Genomic DNA, 18506 nt, shown 5'->3' on the forward strand with positions numbered 1-18506 from the left:
TTCGTTCAAGCAGGCACGGGACCCGCGCCCCGGTTGCCTACCTCAGTCATGCATAGACTGTGCATAATACGCTGCTACGCCCGGCCCGCCGGCGATCGAAGGCAGCCGGGCCCCGGAGGATTCCCAACAAGTAGGACCCGCAAACGCCATGCTCCCTCGCAAGCTCACAGCCATTCTGATTTGGTCCGCCGTCGCGCTGCTCGGCGCATCCGCACTGGGAGGCATCGCACTCAGCCGCGGCGAGCCGGTCAGCAGCCTGTGGTTCGTCACGGCAGCCGTATGCGTCTATGCGCTCGGTTATAGATTCTACAGCGCCTTTGTTGCAAGCCGCGTGCTGCTGCTGGACGCCAGCCGCGCCACGCCGGCGGAGCGTTTCAACGACGGCCGCGACTTCGTCCCTACCCACCGCTGGGTGGTGTTCGGCCACCATTTCGCCGCGATTGCCGGCCCCGGGCCGCTGATCGGCCCGACCCTGGCGGCACAGTTCGGCTATTTGCCCGGCACCTTGTGGCTATTGATCGGCGCGGTGTTCGGCGGCTGCGTGCAGGATTTCGTGATCCTGGTGTGCTCCATCCGCCGCGACGCCCGCTCGCTGGGCCAGATGGCCCGCGACGAACTGGGGCCCATCGGCGGCTCGGCGGCGCTCATAGGCGTCATGGCGATCATGATCATCCTGATCGCGGTGCTCGGCCTGGTCGTGGTCAACGCCATGAAGCACAGCCCCTGGGCGACTTCGACGGTGGCGGCGACGATCCCCATCGCGGTGCTGATCGGCCTGTACATGCGCGAGATACGCCCCGGCCGGGTGATCGAGGCGACGCTGATCGGCGTCACTCTATTGGTCCTCTCGGTCGCCGGTGGCGGCTGGATCGACCACCATCCGGCCCTGCGCGCCTGGTTCGATCACGACGCACCCACCCTGGCGCTGATGATCATCGCCTACGGCTTCGCCGCCGCGGTGCTGCCCGTGTGGCTGCTGCTGGCCCCGCGCGATTACCTGTCCACTTTCATGAAGCTGGGCACCATCGCCGCCCTCGCCGTCGCCATCCTGATCCTCCATCCCGACATCAAGATGCCGGCGCTCACGGCCTTCATCGACGGCACCGGACCGATCTTCGGCGGCAGACTGTTTCCGTTCGTGTTCATCACCATCGCCTGCGGCGCGGTGTCCGGCTTCCACGCCCTGATCTCCTCCGGCACCACGCCCAAGCTGCTGGCCAACGAGGCCGACGCGCGCTTCATCGGCTACGGCGCCATGATGATGGAATCCTTCGTCGCGATCATGGCCATGATCGCGGCGACCGTGCTCGATCCCGGCGTCTATTTCGCCATCAACAGCCCGGCGGGCGTGGTCGGCAAGGAAGCCGCCGACGCGGTGGCGACGATCTCGTCCTGGGGCTTCCCGGTCGATGGAGAGCAAATGGCGGCCCTGGCACGGGAGATGGGCGAGGCGACGCTATTCGCCCGCACCGGCGGCGCCCCCTCGCTGGCCGTGGGCATGGCCAGCCTGTTTGCCAGCGCTTTCGGCGACGGCCTGCTGTCGCTGTGGTACCACTTCGCCATCATGTTCGAGGCGCTGTTCATCCTGACCACGCTGGACGCCGGCACCCGGGTCGCCCGCTTCATGCTGCAGGACTTGCTCGGCAACTGGCTGCCATCCTTGGGACGGACCGGCTGGTATCCCGGCGTATTGTTCACCTCGGCGCTGGTCGTCGCCGGCTGGGGCTATTTTCTGTACATGGGCACCATCGATCCGCTGGGCGGCATCAACAGCTTGTGGCCGCTGTTCGGCATCGCCAACCAGATGCTGGCGGCCATCGCCCTGTGCGTCGCCACCACCATTCTGGTCAAAACCGGCAAGGCTGTCCACGCATGGGTCACTGCCCTGCCGCTGTCCTGGCTGATCGTGGTCACCAGCAGCGCCGCTTGGGACAAGCTGTTCAGCTCCGAACTGCGCGTGGGCTTCCTGGCCCATGCCCGCGACCTGGGCGACAAGCTCACGGCCGGCCTGCTTTCGGCGGATCAGGCCGCCAAGGCGCCCCAATTGATTTTCAACGATTATCTCGATGCCGCCCTGACTGCGGCGTTCCTGGGACTGAGCTGGGTCCTGGTCGCGGACACGCTGAGGGTCTGCTATTGCGTGTTCGCCAAGCGCCCGCATCCACCCAGCAGCGAGTCACCGCACCTACCGAGCCGGCTGGCCGAAGACTGGGTCCGGGACTGAGACCAGGCGCGGCACTTGCTAGATCCGCTGGGCAAGTCGACGCAACCCCACAGCAACATGATCCCTACGAGCTTGAATTTACTGCGCATCATCCAGTCCCTGCCATTGCTGCTAGCCGCGATTTTCGCGCCGGCTTGCAGCTTCGCCCAGGAACCCGCGGGAGAGCGGCCGCTGGCTGCCCAGGTCAAGGACTGGCAAGCCCTTCTGGACCGCTATGAGAAAACCCTCGCCAAAGGCGATCTGGACGACGACCGCCTGGTCGAAATCCGGGCCGAACTCGGCTCCCTGCGCCTCGACGCCCGTGCCGCCGCCGATCAGGCCCGGCCGCTGGCCCAAGCCATCCGGGACGAGCTGGCGGCGCTCGGTCCGCCTCCGGGCGAGGGGGAGCCCCCGGAAGCACCGGGCATCGCCGCCAAGCGCAAGGCGATCAGCGAACGTCTGGCCAACATGGAAGGCAGCTTGAAGGAGGCCGAACTCGTCATCACCCGCGCCGATGGCTTGGCCGAGCGGCTCCAGAGCCTGCGCCGCACCCGCTTCACCGAGCGGGTGCTGACCCGAGGCCCGTCGCCACTTTTTCCTTCCGTGTGGCGCAAGGCATTTCAGGAAATTCGAGAGGCGGCGGCGGCCCAACGGCAGGATTTCGAAGACTGGCTGGCCAGGGACAGTACCGCCGCCAAGATCGACCTGATGCGCTGGCAACTGCCCCTCGCCGTCCTGGTCGCGGTGCTCATCGCCTGGCCGTTGCGGCTGTGGTTCATCCGGCGCTTCGGCTATGTCGAGGTCACGACCGAACCGAGCTATGGCCAGCGGCTCCGCACCGCCCTGGTCACAGGAATCATCCGCACCCTGATTCCGTCGGCGGCGGTCCTGGCGATTTACCTGGGCTTCACCGCCGGCGGCCTGCTATCGGACAGCGTCCGGTATGTGGTGCAACCGCTGGCGACCATGCTGGTGGTGTTCTTCTTCGTCGTGGCTTGCTGCCGCGCGGCGCTGGCGCCCGGCGAACCGCTGTGGCGGCTGATTTCTCTCGGCGACGACAGCGCGCGGGTCATCGCGCACATCGTCACCGCCATGACGGCGGTCTTCGCCATCGACGCGGTCGTCAATGCCTGGGGCAAACGGTTCGAATGGTCGGTGGAGTTGATGGCTCTGCACAACTTCGTGACCGGTTTATCGATCGCCCTGTTGCTGCTGATCATCCTGCGGCGGCGGATCTGGGAGTCCGAAGTCGGCACCACCCGCTGGCTCGGCCTGCGCTATACCCTGACCTTGCTGGTCTACGCCATCCCGATCGCAGCATTGCCGGGCTATGTGGTGCTGTCGCGGCTGTTGGCCATCCAGCTCGTGCTTTCGATCGGACTCTACGTCCTGGTCACCGTGCTCGGGAAGATCGGCGACGAATTCGTCAGTCACATGCTGAGCGAGCGCGCGGTCGTCGGCAGACATTTGCGGAGCAACCTGGACATCTCGCCCGACGGCATCGACGCCTTGAGCTTCTGGTTGACCGGGCTGGCCCGGCTGTGCATCGGCCTGACCGGCATCCTTGCCCTGATGGTCCTGTGGGGCGCAGGCGGCAGCGATCTCAGCGCCTGGCTGTACGAAGTGGTGTTCGGCTTCAAGATCGGGAACATCACCGTTTCCCTGGCCGATCTGGCTTTCGGCCTGCTCCTGTTCGCTGGAATGCTGATTCTGACCCGCTTCGTCCAGCGGACGCTGGAGCACCGCATCCTGCCCCGGACCCGCATCGATCCGGGCCTGCAGCACAGCATCCGCACCGCCGTCGGTTATCTGGGATTCACGCTGGCCCTGATCATGCTGATTTCGGCCGCGGGTTTCGACCTGTCCCAGCTCACCATCATCGCCGGCGCCCTGTCGGTGGGTATCGGCTTGGGCTTCCAGAACGTGGTCAACAACTTCGTGTCCGGCCTCATCCTGCTGGCAGAGCGGCCGATCAAGGTGGGCGACTGGATCATGGTGGGCGATGTCCAGGGCTATGTGAAAAAAATCAGCGTACGCGCCACCGAAGTGCTCACCTTCGACAGAGCCTCAGTGTTCATCCCCAACTCCGAACTCATCGCCCACCCGGTGACGAACCGGACCTATGCCGACAAGGTGGGGCGAATCGTGATCCCGGTGAGCTTCAGCTACGGCACCGACGCGCGGAAGGTTTGCGAGGTCTTGATGCAGGTGGCCAAATCCCACCCCAAGGTGTTGCGCCAGTCCGGCCCGTTCGTGTTCTTCAAGGAATTCGGCCCCAGCTCGTTGAACTTCGAAGTCATCGCCTTCGTCGCCGACGTCGATACCATGAAGTCGGTGACCAGCGAACTCTGCATCGAGATCGATGCGGCCTGCCGACTCGAAGGCTTGACGATGCCCTACCCTCAGCGCGACGTACATCTGGACATCGATCAGGAACAGCTGTCCCGGCTGCTGGCCGGCCTGAGCGCGCCGCAGCTCAGGCCGGCTGCGCCCGGAGTTCTTCCGTCAGATACGGCCTGATGGTTTCCAGCATGCATTGATGCAGACGCGGGCTGGCGGTCAGCACATTGCCGCTGTCCATGTAGCCCTCGCCGCCGCCGAGGTCGGTCACGATCCCGCCGGCTTCCTTGATCAGCAGAACGCCCGCTGCGATGTCCCATTTCTGCAACCCCAGCTCCCAGAAGCCGTCGAGGCGGCCGGCCGCCACGTACGCGAGATCGAGTGCCGCCGAGCCGGCGCGGCGGATGCCGGCGGTATCCCGGATCAGCGCCTTGAGCATGCCGAGATAGGCATCAATGTGGGTCTGATCCTTGAAAGGAATGCCGGTGCCGAGCAGGGCGCCGGTGAGGGAGTTCTGGCGGGTGACCCTGACGCGCCGGCTGTTCAACGTGGCGCCGCCACCGCGCTTGGCGGTGAACAGGTCCTGCCGCATGGGATCGTAGATCACCCCGGCTTCGGGAACGCCGCGATGCATCAGGGCAATGGATACGGCGAAGTGCGGGAAGCCGTGGAGGAAGTTGGTGGTGCCATCCAGCGGATCGACGACCCAGACGTATTCGTCGCCCGCGGCGCCCTGCCGCCCGCTCTCCTCGCCGAGGAAGACATGGCCGGGATAGGCCTTGCGCAGGATATGCATGATCTCATGCTCCGCCTGGCGATCCACTTCGCTGACGAAATCGTTACGGCCCTTGGGAGCGATCTTGAGCGTATCGATCCGGTCGACGTAACGGACGATCAAGTCTCCGGCAGCACGCGCCGCGCGGATGGCGATGTTCAGCATGGGATCCATAGCGACCTGCCCTAGTTCTGTCGAAAAGCCGGATAGCCTACCAAAATTCTGGTACTATTTTTCGCTCTCAAAAATCCCGTGCGCAAAAACTCGACCGTGCTCTCCGATATACGCATCGTACTGGTCGAAACCACCCACCCCGGCAACATCGGCGGCGTCGCCCGCGCCATGAAGAACATGGGCCTGAGCGATCTGGCGCTGGTCTTGCCGAAAGTTTTCCCCAGCGAACAGGCCACCGCCCGGGCCTCCGGCGCCGATGACCTGCTCGCCGCGGCTCGCGTGGTCGGCTCGCTGGAGGAAGCCATCGCAGACTGCCAAGTCGTCATCGGCGCCAGCGCCCGCCTGCGGACCATCGCCTGGCCGGAACTCGATCCCCGCACCGCCGCGGCCAGGATCGCCGGCCAACCGGAGGGCACGCGAACCGCCATCGTGTTCGGCCGCGAGCATTCGGGGCTGACCAACGAGGAACTGGAGCGTTGCCACTACCTGCTGCACATCGCCTCCAACCCGGAATTCAGTTCGCTCAACCTCGCCTGCGCGGTCCAGATCGTCGCCTACGAACTCTATCTCGCCGCCGGGCGAGGCGCCGCCGGGCGTCCCGGCGCCGCCCTGGCCGACGGCGAACAGATGGCCTCGTTCTTCCGCCATCTGGAACGTACGCTGCATGACGTCGGCTTCCTGCACGAACGCCGGTCCTCGCCGTCGATCATGCGCAGGCTGCGCCGTATCTTCAACAGTGCGCAGATCGAAGCCCAGGAAATCCACTTGCTGCGGGGCATCCTCACCGCGGCCCAACACAGCGCCGCCGGCGCCGGAATCCGCAATGCTGAAGAAAATTAGAGAAGAGTTCAGCTGCATCTTCGCCCGAGACCCCGCGGCCCAGTCGTTTTTCGAGATACTGACCGTTTACCCCGGCGTCCACGCCGTGCTCATCCACCGCTTCAGCCACTGGCTCTGGAACCACGGCTTGCGCTGGCCCGCGCGGGTCCTGTCCTATCTCGCGCGCTGGGCCACCGGCATCGAGATCCATCCCGGCGCGACGCTGGGCCGGCGGCTGTTCATCGACCACGGCATGGGAGTCGTCATCGGAGAAACCGCGGTGATCGGGGACGATTGCACGCTCTACCACGGCGTGACCCTGGGCGGCACCAGTTGGCAGAAAGGCAAGCGCCACCCGACTCTGGGCAACGGCGTGGTGATCGGCGCCGGCGCCAAGGTACTCGGCCCCATCACCGTGGGCGACGGCGCGCGCATCGGCTCCAATTCCGTGGTCTTACGCGCCGTGCCCGCCGGCGCCACGGTGGTCGGCATTCCCGGCCACATCATCAACCCCGACCGCAAGGCCCAGGAAGCGCAACGGCTGGCGATCGCCAGCAAGCTCGGCTTCGACGCCTACGGCATGACGCCGGACATGCCGGACCCGGTCGCCCACGCCGTCAACCACATGCTCGACCACATCCAGGCGCTGGATCAGCAGCTCGCAAGCCTCAAGCAGGCGTTGCGGGAGCGTGGCATCGACCTGGAGGAAGCCCCCCTCCCCGAGCTGGACGATTGCCAGCTCGACCCGGGCGAACCGCGTTAACAGCCCCCGCAAGGGGCGAGCTTATGCCCCTCCGCCATCCAGACCTGCAATCCCTTTTCCAGATGATAGACGCGCTCGTAGCCCAGTTCCTGCGTGAGCATCTTTCCGACCATGGCGGTGCGGTTGCCTGAGCGGCAGACCAGCACCACCGGCTTGGCGGGATCGGAGGCGATCGTCTTGAACTCCTGCATCCAGGCGGCGGCATCGTAGGCCCCCTTGGAATCGAAGAACGTCAGCGGCTTGCTCCCCTCGATGACGCCGGTCTTGCGCCATTCCTCGGGCGTGCGGACGTCCACCACCGGAACGCCTTGCGCTTTCAGCGTTTCCAGTTCGTCGGGAGTGATGCCGAGAAGCCCGCCGCCGAAAGTCGGAGCACTCGGAAACAATATCGCCAGCAAGGCGGCTGTCAGCCATTTTTTCATGTTCGCCTCTTGGGTTTCGAACCCCTATCGGATTGATGTGGCCGAAGTGAATCATGAATTTCTAATTTTTCCAAGCTGTGGACAAAAAGCATTTTTGCGCAACCGAATCGGCGGACGGACCGATCCGGCATGTATCCCCACGGCGACAGGCAACCATCGTGGCGATCAGGCCCATATTCGCACCTACCAGACGCATCGATCTGTTTCACAAGCACTTTGATTTCACGAGCCGCCGACGTCTACCCGCACAACGCCCGGAAATCAAGGTCTTGACGGCAATAAAAGCCGGTGCTGGGGCGGCCTGCGATATCCACAAAATCTGTGGATAACTTTGTGTGCAGTTTGTCGGCGACCGCCTGAAAGGCGGGCTGTTCAACCCCTCCGACGATTTGCGAAAATCTCGGTCATTCCCATGTCACACAGCCCGACCCGAAACCTTTCCATGTCCGATTCCGCATTCGATTTCGACCGCGCCGTCATCCAGAACAGCTTCGCCATCCCGGTGCTGGTGGATTTCTGGGCGCCCTGGTGCGCCCCTTGCCGCGCCCTCACTCCGCTGTTGGAAACGGTTGCCGCGCGCATGGCTGGCCGCTTTGAACTGGTCAAGGTGAACACCGAGGAGTACCCGGCAATCGCCCAGCAGTACGGCGTTCGCGGGATTCCCAACGTCAAACTGTTCGTCGACGGCGCCGTCGCCGACGAATTCACTGGCGCCTTGCCCGAGTCGGCCCTGGAAGCCTGGCTGCAGCGCGCGCTGCCCAGCCCGTACCGGGAACAGTTGAAGCGGGCCGAAGGCCTGCTGGGCACCGGCCGGTCAGCCGAAGCGGAGCCGGTGTTGCGCCATATCCTGGCCGCCGAGCCGGGCAACGAGCGGGCCGCCATACTGCTCGCCCAGCTGCTGCTGAAAACGTCTCCTGACGAAGCCCTGGCCGCCGTCAAGGCCATCGGCCCGGATTCCGACCAGAGCGATGCCGCCGAAGCCCTGCGCACGCTGGCCCGGCTGTTCGGCCTGCTGGAACACCCCGAACGGCTGGACGATGCACCGGCCAAATCCGCCTATCTGGAGGCCATCCGGAATATCCGGGAAGAAAACTACGAACCGGCGCTACGCCAATTGATCGAACTGGTGCGCCAGGCACGCGGCTACGACGAGGATGGCGCCCGCAAGGCCTGCGTGGCGATCTTCCGGCTGCTGGGCGACGGCCATGAACTCACCCGCAGCTACCGCGGCCAGCTTTCCAACGCGCTCTATGTTTAAGCCCGGAACCGGATTCATGACCAGTGCCCTGTTGATGAGCGCCGTCGCCGCCGCGGCACCGCTGCAGCCGCCAGTGGAAACCGGCCCCTTCCGGACACCGGACCTGGTGGAAATCGCGCCGCTCGACGCCACGATCAAGCTCGACGTACGCTATGCCACTCCCGACAATTTCGTCCACAAGGCGGTTTACGCCGAACCGCGAGTATTCCTGCAACGGCCGGCGGCCGAGGCCCTGATCAGGGTCAACGCCAGGCTGAAACCGCAGGGATACGGCCTGATACTGTTCGACGGCTATCGCCCCTGGTCCGTCACCCGCCTGTTCTGGGAATCCACCAGCGGAACCCAGCGAATGTTCGTGGCCGATCCCCGCGAGGGCTCCCGCCACAATCGCGGCTGCGCCATCGACTTGAGCCTCTACGACCTGAAGACCGGGCAGCAGGTAGCCATGCCGTCCGATTACGACGAGATGACCGAGCGCGCCTACCCTAGCTACGACGGCGGTACGGCAGCGGCGCGCGAGCACCGCGACCGGCTCAGGGCGGCGATGGAAGCCGAAGGCTTCGCCGTCCATCCCCGCGAATGGTGGCATTACGACTATGCCCTCTGGCAGGAATATGCCATCCTCGACATACCGTTCTCCGAAATCGGGCGCTGAAGACCTTTCAGGAATGCGGTTCGCTCCCCTTTGGGAGGAGCGAAGGGAGGGGGCGTAACCGACCGGAGGTAAGGGAATTTTGCGGACCGCGCATGCCCCTCTGGGCGCCCTCAGGGAACGGAAGCCAATGCGCCCGGGGCTGAACGCTTACGATCACTCGAACCGACCCAGGGGAATGCCATGTTTCCGCTACGCGACATCAATCCGGCCCTGCACCGCCCCATCGCCCTACTGCTGATCCTGCTGCTCAACGTCGGCGCCTGGGCGATCGTGCAGGGGCTCGGGCAGGACCGGCCCCTGGCGCAATCGCTGTGCGAATACGCCCTCATTCCCGGCGAACTGCTCAAACTGGCGCCGGTCGGCACCATCATCCCGATCAGCCAGAGCTTCGGCTGCCAGCTCGACGGCGACGCCCCCCTCTGGACCCTGGTCACCCACATGTTCCTGCACGGCGGCTGGTTTCACATCATCGGCAACATGTGGTTCCTCTGGGTGTTCGGCGACAATGTGGAAGACGTGATGGGACCGATCCGCTTCATCGCCTTCTATGTCTTGTGCGGGCTGGCCGCGGCGGCGGCGCAAATCGCCTCGGACCCGTCCGCCGCCGTGCCGATGGTCGGCGCCTCCGGCGCCATCGGCGGTGTCATGGGCGCCTATGCCCGGCTCTACCCCCGCACCCAGATCATCACTCTGATCTTCCTGGGTTTCTACTGGACCACGGTCGCCGTCCCGGCCTTCGCCATGCTCGGCTACTGGTTTTTCATCCAGCTCGTCAGCGGCCTCCCGGCCCTCGGCGGCACCAGCGGCGGCGTGGCGTTCTGGGCGCATGTCGGCGGCTTTCTCGCCGGCCTCCTTCTGGTCGGGCCGATGCACCGGCGGGATTATCTCGCCCAGCGGGCGCGGTTCGTGGAACACAGATTTTTCGATGTCGGACCCTTCTGATATTTCCGGATATCGCGCCTCATGCAAGATTGCCTGAGCCAGAGCCGACGAGGAGTGAGGGGTGGACTTGGATGGCCGATAAGCGGCACGGCGTGGCTGACGTCGCTTCGGCGGCGGTCGATCATCCCGCGTCAGCCGTCCCGCGAATCGTCAGATTCCCATGTTGCTCAGCGTCACCATCAGGTCGTTGAGGATGCCCGTCAGGCGCGGATGCTCGACTTCGAAATGCGAAATCGCCTCCTTGAGCTCCGCCACCAGATGCATGTGATGCTCTTCGCCGCCCGCGCCCTGCAACCGCTGCTCCAGCGTTCCGATCAAAGATTCCAGACGCGCCCTGGAGGTTTCATCCGCCTCCAGCGCCGCCACCTGCGCCCGCAGCTGTTCCAGGGTTTCCAAGAGGTCTTTCTCGCTCATTTCCGACTCCATGATGGGTGCACGATGCCGGGCTAGTTTACGGTCGCCACGCCCCTTCTGCCAGGGGGCCGGAACCACGGCGTCCGGCGGTGCCTGTATTTACAAGAGATGCGGGTCTTGGGTATGCTGACGCGCGCTCTTTGGCAGCAAACATCCGGGATTTTTTCCCTTGGCAAGCATGCCGGCGGACTGTCACCATACCCGCCCGCCGCTCCCGCCACGGCAGACTAGAAGACTTCCCGGTCGATACCCGAAAACAGATAACAGAGAAACGCAATGGATCACAAGAAGACGTCTATCCGGAAAACCGCTCTGGCCACCTTGATGCTCGGCGCCGTGGCCGCTCCCGCCTTCTCGGCTCCGGTCGACCAGGCCACCTACAACGGCTTTAAGATTTACAAGCAGCAGCGCTGCGAAACCTGCCACGGCGCCACCGGCGAAGGCAGCGCGGCATTCCCCAACCTGCTGAACAGCCTCAAGAACCTGAGCAAGGACCAGTTCAAGGAAGTGGTTCTGAAAGGCCGCAACGCCATGCCGCCGTTCGAAGCGAACAAGAAGGTCGCGGAAGGCATCGACGACCTCTACACCTACATCAAGGGCCGTTCCGACGGCACCGTGCCGGCCGGCGAACTCGAAAAAGCGCCGTAAGCTCGATTCCGCGCTTTCCGCTCGTCCCCGTTGCGCCCCGCCTGTCGGGGCGCAACTCGTTTAAGCTCCCTGCATCCTTAGCGCTTGGCCGCGACCGAAGTCTTCGAAGACTTTGATCGCACCGGCGAGGATTTCGCCTTGGCCGGCCTGCCTTTCGCGGAAACGCCCCCCTTCGCCGCATGATGCGGCCGGTGGCCGAGAATGCGGTGGGTCACCCCTCGGGCACCAGCGACGTTGGCCGCGACCCGCTTTTTCTTCGCACCCCTGGAAAGGGGATAGCGCTCACCCGGGCGCGTCAGGAGGCGCGGCGACCAGCCCTGGTCGAACCCGGCAAACTGCACGCTGGGTTCCCGGCCTTCGATCTGGGCAAAGCCGTCGTCGAGAAGGTCGCGCATGTGGGCATCGCGGCGGGATGCCGAATTGCCGCCGAACACCACCCCTACCAGACGGACGCCGTTGCGGCGGGCCGATGCCACCAGGTTGAAACCCGAGGCGTTGACGAAGCCGGTCTTGATGCCGTCCGCCCCGTAATAGTGTTCGAGCAGATGATTGTGGTTGTGGAAGCTCCGCCCCCGGTACTGGAAGTGCGAGGTGGAGAAATACGGATAGTGCTGGGGAAAATGCTTCAGCAGCGCCTTGCCGAGCCGGTACATGTCGCGCGCCGTGGTGACCTGTTCGGAGTCCGGCAGCCCCGAGGCATTGCGGAATACCGTCTGGCTCATGCCCAGTTCGCGCGCTTTTCGCGTCATCATCGCGGCGAACGCCGGCTCAGACCCAGCCAAACCTTCGCCCAGCGTCGCCGCGGCATCGTTGGCGGAGCAGGTGACCAGGGCCAGGATGCCCTCTTCGACCGTCAGCGGATCGCCCGGCCGGAGCCCGATGCGGGATGGGGAGCGGGAGGCTGAATAGTTGGAGGCGTAGAACGTGTCATGCAACGAGATCCTGCCCTGCTCCAGCGCCTCGAACACCAGATAGAGGGTCATCATCTTGGTCAGAGAGGCGGGATGCCTGATCTCGTCGGCATTCCGCTCGTACAGCACCCGATCCGACTCGATCTCCATGACCAGCGCCGAATAAGGCCCAGCCAAGGCCCCTTCGGCCACCCAACCCATTCCCATTGCGGCGGCACACATAACCCAGACAACACGAAAAAGACGGCGCGACATCACTTAAGATTCCGGTGAGCTGACAAAACAATCCCTTTATTTTCATTGTCGCCCCCGCCACGAAAAGGGCAAGAGGCAAAACGGCCGGTCAACCCCGCCGCATGACTCGCTGCTTCTCCCGCTGCCAGTCGCGCGCTTTCTCGGTTGCGCGCTTGTCGTGCAGCTGCTTCCCCCGCGCCAGGCCGATTTCCAGCTTTGCCCGGCCCTGTTTCCAATACAACGACAACGGCACCAGAGTGTATCCTTTTCGCTCCACTTGTCCGATCAGCCGGCTCAATTCCTCCGCATGCAACAGGAGCTTGCGGGTACGGGTGGGATCAGGCTGCACATGGGTTGAGGCCGAAGGGAGGGGCGAGAAATGCGCGCCGAACAGCCAGGCCTCACCGTTCCTGAGCACGACATAGCTCTCCTTGAGCTGCGCCTTGCCCGCCCGCAGGCTCTTGACTTCCCAGCCTTCCAGCACCAGGCCCGCTTCGAAGCGTTCCTCGATGAAATATTCATGGGTCGCCTGGCGGTTCTGGGCGATGTTGGCGCTTCCTGCGGCGCTTTTCTTTGTGCTCATGGTGGCGGGATTTCTTCGGTCCGGTTCGGTTTGTTATCCTGTGGCGATTTTACCCCACTGGCGGCCATGCTCCGAACTTGAGCGTGCGTGTTTCGACAACACGGATCCCCTACCCACGAGGATACCCATGACCGATCAACGATTCGTCCACGTGCAATGGTCGTCGCGACTGGCCTTCATTCTGGCCGCGAGCGGCTCGGCCATCGGCCTGGGCAACATCTGGAAATTTCCCTACCTCACCGGCGACAACGGCGGCGGCGCCTTCGTGCTGGTGTACCTGCTGTGCGTCGCGGTCATCGGCATCCCGATCATGATCGCCGAAACCCTGCTCGGGCGGCGCGGGAGACAGAGCCCGATCAACGCCATGCTGAGCCTGGCCGAGGCGGCCAAGGCCAGCCCGGCGTGGCAGTATGCGGGCTGGCTGGGCGTGGTTTCGGGTTTCCTGATCCTGTCCTACTACAGCGTCATCGCCGGCTGGGCCATGGCGTACATCTTCAAGATGAACAGTGCGTTGTTCACCCATGTGAGCCCCGAGACCGCGACCCGGTTCTTCGACGAATTCCGCACCGATCCCCAGATCCAGGTCATCTGGCACACCCTGTTCATGGCGGCCACCATGGCCATCGTGAGCCGCGGTGTGAGCGGCGGCCTGGAGAAAGGTACCCGCTACATGATGCCGGCGCTGCTGGTCATGCTGGTCGTCCTGGTCCTCTATGCCATGGGCACCGAAGGCTTCGGCCGAGCCATCGCGTTTCTGTTCCTTCCCGACTTTTCCAGGCTGAGCGGAGAAAGCGTGCTGACCGCCATGGGGCAGGCCTTCTTCTCACTGGGGCTGGGCATGGGCTCGATCATGGTCTACGGTTCCTACCTGCCCAGCCATGTGTCCATCGCCCGATCCACGCTATTCATAGCGGCTGCCGATACCACGGTCGCATTGCTTGCGGGGCTGGCGATCTTCCCCATCGTGTTCAGCAACCACCTGGAACCGGGGATGGGACCGGGTCTGATTTTCCAGACGTTGCCGATCGCTTTCGGTGCCATGCCGGGCGGATCGTTTTTCGGCGCCCTGTTCTTCGTCCTGGTTTTTTTCGCCGCGCTGACTTCCTCGATCGCCATGATCGAACCCGCGGTCGCCTGGCTGACCGAAAACCGCGGCATGAGCCGGGAAGCCGCCAGTGCCTGGAGCGGCCTGGCCTGCTGGGGACTGGGGCTGGGCACCCTGCTGTCTTTCAGTTCCTGGTCGGACGTCAGATTTTTCGGCAGAAACCTGTTCGAACTGATCGACTTTCTCACCGCCGACATCATGCTTCCTGCAGGTGGCCTGCTGGTCGCCGTATTCGCCGGCTGGGTCCTGAGCCGCAAGGACACCGAGGAGGAACTGGAAATGGCCGAGCCGCGCGGCTACGAGGCCTGGCGGTTCCTGGTGCGCTACGTCGCCCCGGCCGGCATGGGCATCATCTTCCTGAAGGCGTTGGGTGTGATCTGATGACGAGCCCGGCCGAACGCATCCAGATCGAAGTCGCCTACGCCCGGCCCGACATTCAGGTCATCGTGCCGCTGAATGTGGCCGAAGGCGCCCGGGCGGCAGAGGCCATCGAGGCCTCGGGATTGCTGGATAAATTCCCGGAAATCGATCTCGCGACGAACAAGATCGGCATCTTCGGCAAGGCTTGCAGTGCGGATCAGCCCTTGAAGCAGGGCGACCGAGTGGAAATCTACCGGCCTCTGGTCGCGGACCCCAAGGAGTCGCGCCGCCAGCGGGCGATCAAGAAGGGCGAGGAGAAAGCCTAGCCGTTGCCGAACCAGCTCTTGATATGCCCCCACAGACTCTGGTCGCGCTCGATCTTGGGGATGTCGAGGTTCACGTCCTTGGTGGCGTCCAGGGACGGCAATTCGCCCGGCTTGAAGTCGCCCTGCAGGCCGACCAGTTCGTCCTGGTCGAACATGAGCGATATCCGGCGCTGCAGCCGCTCTTCGCCGCCCGGCTGGTTGGAATAGATGTAGTCCCAGCGGTTGTCATGGAAGGGGCTCACCGTGAGCGGCGTCCCCATGATGAACGTCACCTGGCGCTTGTTCATGCCGGGCTTGAGCTGGTCCACCATCTCCTGGGAGACGATATTCCCCTGATGAATATCCAGGTGATAAAGAAAAGGCATACGGTCGACATAGGTGCAGGCGGCCAGCGGGAGAGTGGCGATCAGGGAGATTATGGTACGATGTGGTTGCATGACGGGAAGAAATCGCAGCCGGGTTTGAGCGGCACCATACCGCATGATACCCGATCGAGGATTTTCAAGACATAGCGCGCCCGAGTCCCATGGAAACGCAAGACATTCGCAATGCCGGCCTCAAGGTCACACTGCCCCGGATCAAGATCCTGGAAATGCTCGAGGAGCAATCCGAGCAGGATCGGCATCTGACCGCGGAAGACGTCTACAAGCGGCTGATCCAGCAGGGCGAGGAAATCGGGCTGGCGACGGTGTACCGGGTGCTGACCCAGTTCGAGGCGGCCGGCCTCGTCAAGCGCCACCACTTCGAAGGCGGCAATTCGATCTTCGAATTCAACCGCGGCGAACACCACGACCATATCGTCTGCGTCAAGTGCGGACGAGTCGAGGAATTCAGCGACGAGATGATCGAACTCCGGCAAAAGGAGATTGCGAAAAAACTCAAATTCACCCTGACCGACCACTCGCTCTGCCTCTACGGCGTCTGTGCGAACTGCCGGACGGATACCGCGCCCTAAGCTTTCCCCCAAGGTTTTTTCCAATCCTTCCATGTTCAAGCCGCTCGTCCTGTTCATCGGCCTGCGCTATACGCGCGCCAAACGCCGAACCCGTTTCATTTCCTTCATCACGCTGACCTCGGTGCTGGGCATCGCGCTGGGCGTCACGGCGCTGATCACCGTGCTTTCGGTGATGAACGGCTTCGAAGCGGAATTGCGCGAACGCATTCTGGGCATGACCTCGCACGCCTCGATTGCCGGCCCCGGCGGCACCCTGAGCGATTGGCCCGTGCTGGAGCCGGCGCTGCGCGAAGACCCCCGCATCCTGGGCTGGGCGCCGTACATCGAGGGCCAGGCGATGCTGAGTTCCGACCGGCGCGCCAGCGGCGCGATGCTGCGGGGCATCCTGCCGGACTACGAGCCGCGGGTCTCGGACGTGGCGAACCACATGCAGCTCGGCAAGCTCCCGGATCTGGTGCCCGGCCAGTTCGGCATCATCCTGGGCGCCGAGCTGGCTGCGTATCTCGGCGTGTCCACAGGGGACAAGGTCACGGTCATCACACCGCAGGTCACCTCGACGCCGGCCGGCATCCTGCCCCGCCTCAAGCGCTTCACCGTGGTCGGCACCTTCCAGGTCGGCATGTTCGAATACGACCGCAATCTGGCCCTGATCCAGCTCGACGACGCCGCCCGGCTGCTGCACATGGAGGGCGAGATCAGCGGCCTGCGGCTCAAGCTCGACGACCTGTTCAACGCCCACCGCATCGCCCGGGACCTCGGGGCGAAGTTGCCCGGCGACTACTACGTCACCGACTGGACCCAGGCCCACACCAACTTCTTTCGCGCCATCAAGACGGAGAAGCGGGTGATGTTCATGATCCTGCTGCTGATCGTCGCCGTGGCCGCGTTCAACATCGTCTCGACCCTGGTCATGGTGGTGACCGACAAGCGCGCCGACATCGCCATCCTCCGCACCCAGGGCATGACACCCGCCAGTGTGATGGGCATCTTCATGGTACTCGGCACCGTGATCGGCGCCGTGGGCACCCTGATCGGCGGCATCGGCGGCGTGCTCCTGGCCTTGAACGTCTCCGAGATCGTGAACTGGATCGAGAGCCAGCTCAGCATGAAATTCCTGTCCGCCGATGTGTACTACATCAGCGACCTGCCGTCCAAGCTGAACTGGACGGACGTCTTCCAGATCACCGGCATGGCTTTCCTTCTGTCCCTGCTGGCGACCCTCTATCCGGCCTGGCAGGCTTCGCGGGTGCGTCCGGCGGAGGAGCTGCGCTATGAATAAGCCGGTCCTGGAATGCCGCGCGCTGCACAAGCGATTCGTCCAGGGCATCCTCGACGTCGAGGTTCTGCACGGGGTGGATCTGAGCATCCGGCAGGGGCAGCGTATGGCCATCATGGGCGCCTCCGGCTCCGGCAAGAGCACCCTGCTGCATCTTCTGGGCGGACTGGACAACCCCAGCAGCGGCAAAGTCCTGATGGACGGCGTCGATCTGGCCTCCCTTAACGAACGCCGGTTGGCGGGCCTGCGCAACAAGACCTTGGGCTTCGTCTACCAGTTCCATCACCTGCTCGGCGAATTCACGGTGCTGGAGAACGTCGCCATGCCGCTCCTGATCGGCGGGACGTCCGTCTCCGAAGCGAGGGACAGCGCCGCGGCGCTATTGAACCGGGTGGGGCTGGGGAAGCGCCTGGAGCACAAGCCGGGCGAGCTGTCCGGCGGCGAGCGGCAGCGGGCGGCGATCGCCCGCGCCCTGGTGACGCGCCCGAAGTGCGTGCTGGCGGACGAACCCACCGGCAACCTGGACAGCAAGACCGCGGACCAGGTCTATCAGCTCATGCTCGAACTCAACCAGGAATTTGGGGTCAGTTTCCTGATCGTGACCCATGATGCGGTGCTGGCACATAAAATGGATGAAGTCCTCCACATGGAGGATGGGCGGCTGGTCCAGCCCTGAAGGGGCCTTACAGCTTGTCGGCGTGATGCAGGTGCAACAGCTTCCGGTATGCCCGATAGCTCAGATTCACCAGATAATAGCTGTTCAGCGGCTTGGACCGCAGCTTGCGGAACTCCCAATGCTGCCGCACCGAGCGCCGCCATAGCCAGCGGATGGAAAAATAGCCCAGCACCGCGCCGAGGTTCATGAGCGTGAAACAGCCGACCAGGAGCGGCGCTCCCAGGCTCCAGGCCGTTTCGATGCTGAAGAACGAGGAGAACTCGGTAAAGGTGAACGAATCCAGGCCCAGCACCCAGGCCCCCACCAGGTAGGCGAAGTAATACATCGGCACCCAGGTCAGGGGATTGGTGATCCACACCAGCGCCACCGCGAGGGGCACATTGGCATCGAAATAGATGGACAGGATCGCCGCGATGACCATCTGCCAAGGCAGCGGGGGGGTGTACATCGCCCACAGCCCAACCGCAAACGCCCGCGATACCGAACGCCGGTTCAGGTGCCATAGGTTCGGGGCATGCAGCTTTTCCCCCAGGAACTCCAGACTCTTGATGTCCCTGATCCGCTGCCGGTCCGGCATGTAACGCTTGAGAATCTTCTTGGGCATGAGGCGTCTTGTACTGATGAGGTTGTCGGCCGGCGCGGCTATTGTACGTGCTCCGTTGGGAAA

General features: G+C 64.0%; 20 protein-coding genes. 13 read left to right on the top strand and 7 right to left on the bottom strand.

All coding sequences use genetic code 11. The annotated features are described in order from the left end of the window. Positions 1-148: 148 nt before the first annotated feature. Both GNH96_RS00160 and GNH96_RS00165 read left to right on the top strand, forming a co-directional pair. A complete protein-coding gene (locus GNH96_RS00160) occupies positions 149-2224 on the top strand; it encodes a carbon starvation CstA family protein (protein ID WP_169601183.1) in 2076 nt (691 codons plus the stop codon). 72 nt (positions 2225-2296) lie between these two features. Further along, positions 2297-4723 (top strand): DUF3772 domain-containing protein, encoded by a 2427-nt coding sequence (locus GNH96_RS00165; RefSeq protein WP_228719927.1) that lies wholly within the window; start codon positions 2297-2299, stop codon positions 4721-4723. Here GNH96_RS00165 and GNH96_RS00170 read toward each other — a convergent pair. Then, the gene (locus GNH96_RS00170; RefSeq protein ID WP_169601185.1) at positions 4680-5492 is read right to left on the bottom strand and encodes an inositol monophosphatase family protein; all 813 of its coding nucleotides are present in this window, start codon (positions 5490-5492) and stop codon (positions 4680-4682) included. The genes GNH96_RS00165 and GNH96_RS00170 overlap by 44 nt on opposite strands. A 96-nt stretch (positions 5493-5588) precedes the next feature. Between GNH96_RS00170 and GNH96_RS00175 the strand changes: the two genes are divergently transcribed. Together GNH96_RS00175 and cysE are read left to right on the top strand one after the other, a co-directional pair. Further along, entirely contained in the window at positions 5589-6332 is a 744-nt protein-coding gene (locus GNH96_RS00175) for an RNA methyltransferase (RefSeq protein WP_169604520.1), read from the top strand. After that, the gene (gene cysE / locus GNH96_RS00180) at positions 6316-7074 is read left to right on the top strand and encodes a serine O-acetyltransferase (RefSeq protein ID WP_169601187.1); all 759 of its coding nucleotides are present in this window, start codon (positions 6316-6318) and stop codon (positions 7072-7074) included. The genes GNH96_RS00175 and cysE overlap by 17 nt, the downstream gene beginning before the upstream one ends. On the opposite strand, the gene GNH96_RS00185 is transcribed toward cysE, so the two are convergent. Next, positions 7071-7496: a rhodanese-like domain-containing protein gene (locus GNH96_RS00185; RefSeq protein ID WP_169601189.1), complete on the bottom strand. Its 426-nt coding sequence runs from the start codon at positions 7494-7496 to the stop codon at positions 7071-7073. The two genes, cysE and GNH96_RS00185, sit on opposite strands and share 4 nt — an antisense overlap. A gap of 442 nt (positions 7497-7938) precedes the next feature. Between GNH96_RS00185 and GNH96_RS00190 the strand changes: the two genes are divergently transcribed. The 3 genes from GNH96_RS00190 (at position 7939) to GNH96_RS00200 (ending at position 10351) form a co-directional block, all read left to right on the top strand. Continuing rightward, on the top strand, positions 7939-8754 hold the full coding sequence (locus tag GNH96_RS00190; protein WP_169601192.1) for a tetratricopeptide repeat protein: 816 nt from the start codon (positions 7939-7941) through the stop codon (positions 8752-8754). A 16-nt stretch (positions 8755-8770) separates the two neighbouring features. Next, on the top strand, positions 8771-9409 hold the full coding sequence (locus GNH96_RS00195) for a M15 family metallopeptidase (RefSeq protein ID WP_169601194.1): 639 nt from the start codon (positions 8771-8773) through the stop codon (positions 9407-9409). 180 nt (positions 9410-9589) lie between these two features. Continuing rightward, the gene (locus GNH96_RS00200) at positions 9590-10351 is read left to right on the top strand and encodes a rhomboid family intramembrane serine protease (protein WP_169601196.1); all 762 of its coding nucleotides are present in this window, start codon (positions 9590-9592) and stop codon (positions 10349-10351) included. Positions 10352-10501: 150 nt separating this feature from the next. Here the strand turns inward: GNH96_RS00200 and GNH96_RS00205 are convergent, their stop codons facing one another. After that, positions 10502-10765, bottom strand: coding sequence for a DUF4404 family protein (locus GNH96_RS00205; protein WP_228719928.1), 264 nt, complete (start codon positions 10763-10765; stop codon positions 10502-10504). A gap of 276 nt (positions 10766-11041) precedes the next feature. On the opposite strand from GNH96_RS00205, the gene GNH96_RS00210 reads away from it, so the two are divergent. Further along, positions 11042-11413, top strand: a complete 372-nt coding sequence (locus tag GNH96_RS00210) for a c-type cytochrome (RefSeq protein ID WP_169601200.1) — start codon at positions 11042-11044, stop codon at positions 11411-11413. 77 nt (positions 11414-11490) lie between these two features. On the opposite strand, the gene GNH96_RS00215 is transcribed toward GNH96_RS00210, so the two are convergent. Together GNH96_RS00215 and smpB are read right to left on the bottom strand one after the other, a co-directional pair. Next, on the bottom strand, positions 11491-12525 hold the full coding sequence (locus GNH96_RS00215) for a D-alanyl-D-alanine carboxypeptidase family protein (protein WP_169601201.1): 1035 nt from the start codon (positions 12523-12525) through the stop codon (positions 11491-11493). A gap of 142 nt (positions 12526-12667) precedes the next feature. Further along, positions 12668-13141, bottom strand: a complete 474-nt coding sequence (gene smpB / locus GNH96_RS00220) for an SsrA-binding protein SmpB (RefSeq protein ID WP_169601202.1) — start codon at positions 13139-13141, stop codon at positions 12668-12670. A gap of 127 nt (positions 13142-13268) precedes the next feature. Between smpB and GNH96_RS00225 the strand changes: the two genes are divergently transcribed. Both GNH96_RS00225 and GNH96_RS00230 read left to right on the top strand, forming a co-directional pair. Continuing rightward, a complete protein-coding gene (locus GNH96_RS00225) occupies positions 13269-14627 on the top strand; it encodes a sodium-dependent transporter (protein ID WP_169601203.1) in 1359 nt (452 codons plus the stop codon). Further along, positions 14627-14932 carry an RnfH family protein gene (locus GNH96_RS00230; protein WP_169601204.1) on the top strand — a complete coding sequence of 102 codons (306 nt, stop codon included), beginning with the start codon at positions 14627-14629 and terminating at the stop codon, positions 14930-14932. The genes GNH96_RS00225 and GNH96_RS00230 overlap by 1 nt, the downstream gene beginning before the upstream one ends. On the opposite strand, the gene GNH96_RS00235 is transcribed toward GNH96_RS00230, so the two are convergent. Then, positions 14929-15369: an outer membrane protein assembly factor BamE gene (locus tag GNH96_RS00235; RefSeq protein ID WP_228719929.1), complete on the bottom strand. Its 441-nt coding sequence runs from the start codon at positions 15367-15369 to the stop codon at positions 14929-14931. The two genes, GNH96_RS00230 and GNH96_RS00235, sit on opposite strands and share 4 nt — an antisense overlap. Before the next feature lie 89 nt (positions 15370-15458). Between GNH96_RS00235 and fur the strand changes: the two genes are divergently transcribed. Genes fur through lolD form a run of 3 tightly spaced genes read left to right on the top strand, consistent with a single transcriptional unit; the run spans position 15459 to position 17839 of the window. Further along, the gene (fur, locus tag GNH96_RS00240) at positions 15459-15887 is read left to right on the top strand and encodes a ferric iron uptake transcriptional regulator (protein ID WP_169601207.1); all 429 of its coding nucleotides are present in this window, start codon (positions 15459-15461) and stop codon (positions 15885-15887) included. 31 nt (positions 15888-15918) lie between these two features. Continuing rightward, positions 15919-17166, top strand: coding sequence for a lipoprotein-releasing ABC transporter permease subunit (locus GNH96_RS00245; protein ID WP_169601209.1), 1248 nt, complete (start codon positions 15919-15921; stop codon positions 17164-17166). Beyond that, positions 17159-17839, top strand: a complete 681-nt coding sequence (gene lolD / locus GNH96_RS00250; protein ID WP_169601211.1) for a lipoprotein-releasing ABC transporter ATP-binding protein LolD — start codon at positions 17159-17161, stop codon at positions 17837-17839. The genes GNH96_RS00245 and lolD overlap by 8 nt, the downstream gene beginning before the upstream one ends. 7 nt (positions 17840-17846) lie before the next feature. Here the strand turns inward: lolD and GNH96_RS00255 are convergent, their stop codons facing one another. Then, positions 17847-18443 (bottom strand): DUF2062 domain-containing protein, encoded by a 597-nt coding sequence (locus GNH96_RS00255; RefSeq protein ID WP_169601213.1) that lies wholly within the window; start codon positions 18441-18443, stop codon positions 17847-17849. Positions 18444-18506 lie beyond the last annotated feature (63 nt).

It is taken from the genome of Methylococcus geothermalis, assembly GCF_012769535.1.
GTDB classification, from domain to species: Bacteria; Pseudomonadota; Gammaproteobacteria; order Methylococcales; family Methylococcaceae; genus Methylococcus; species Methylococcus geothermalis.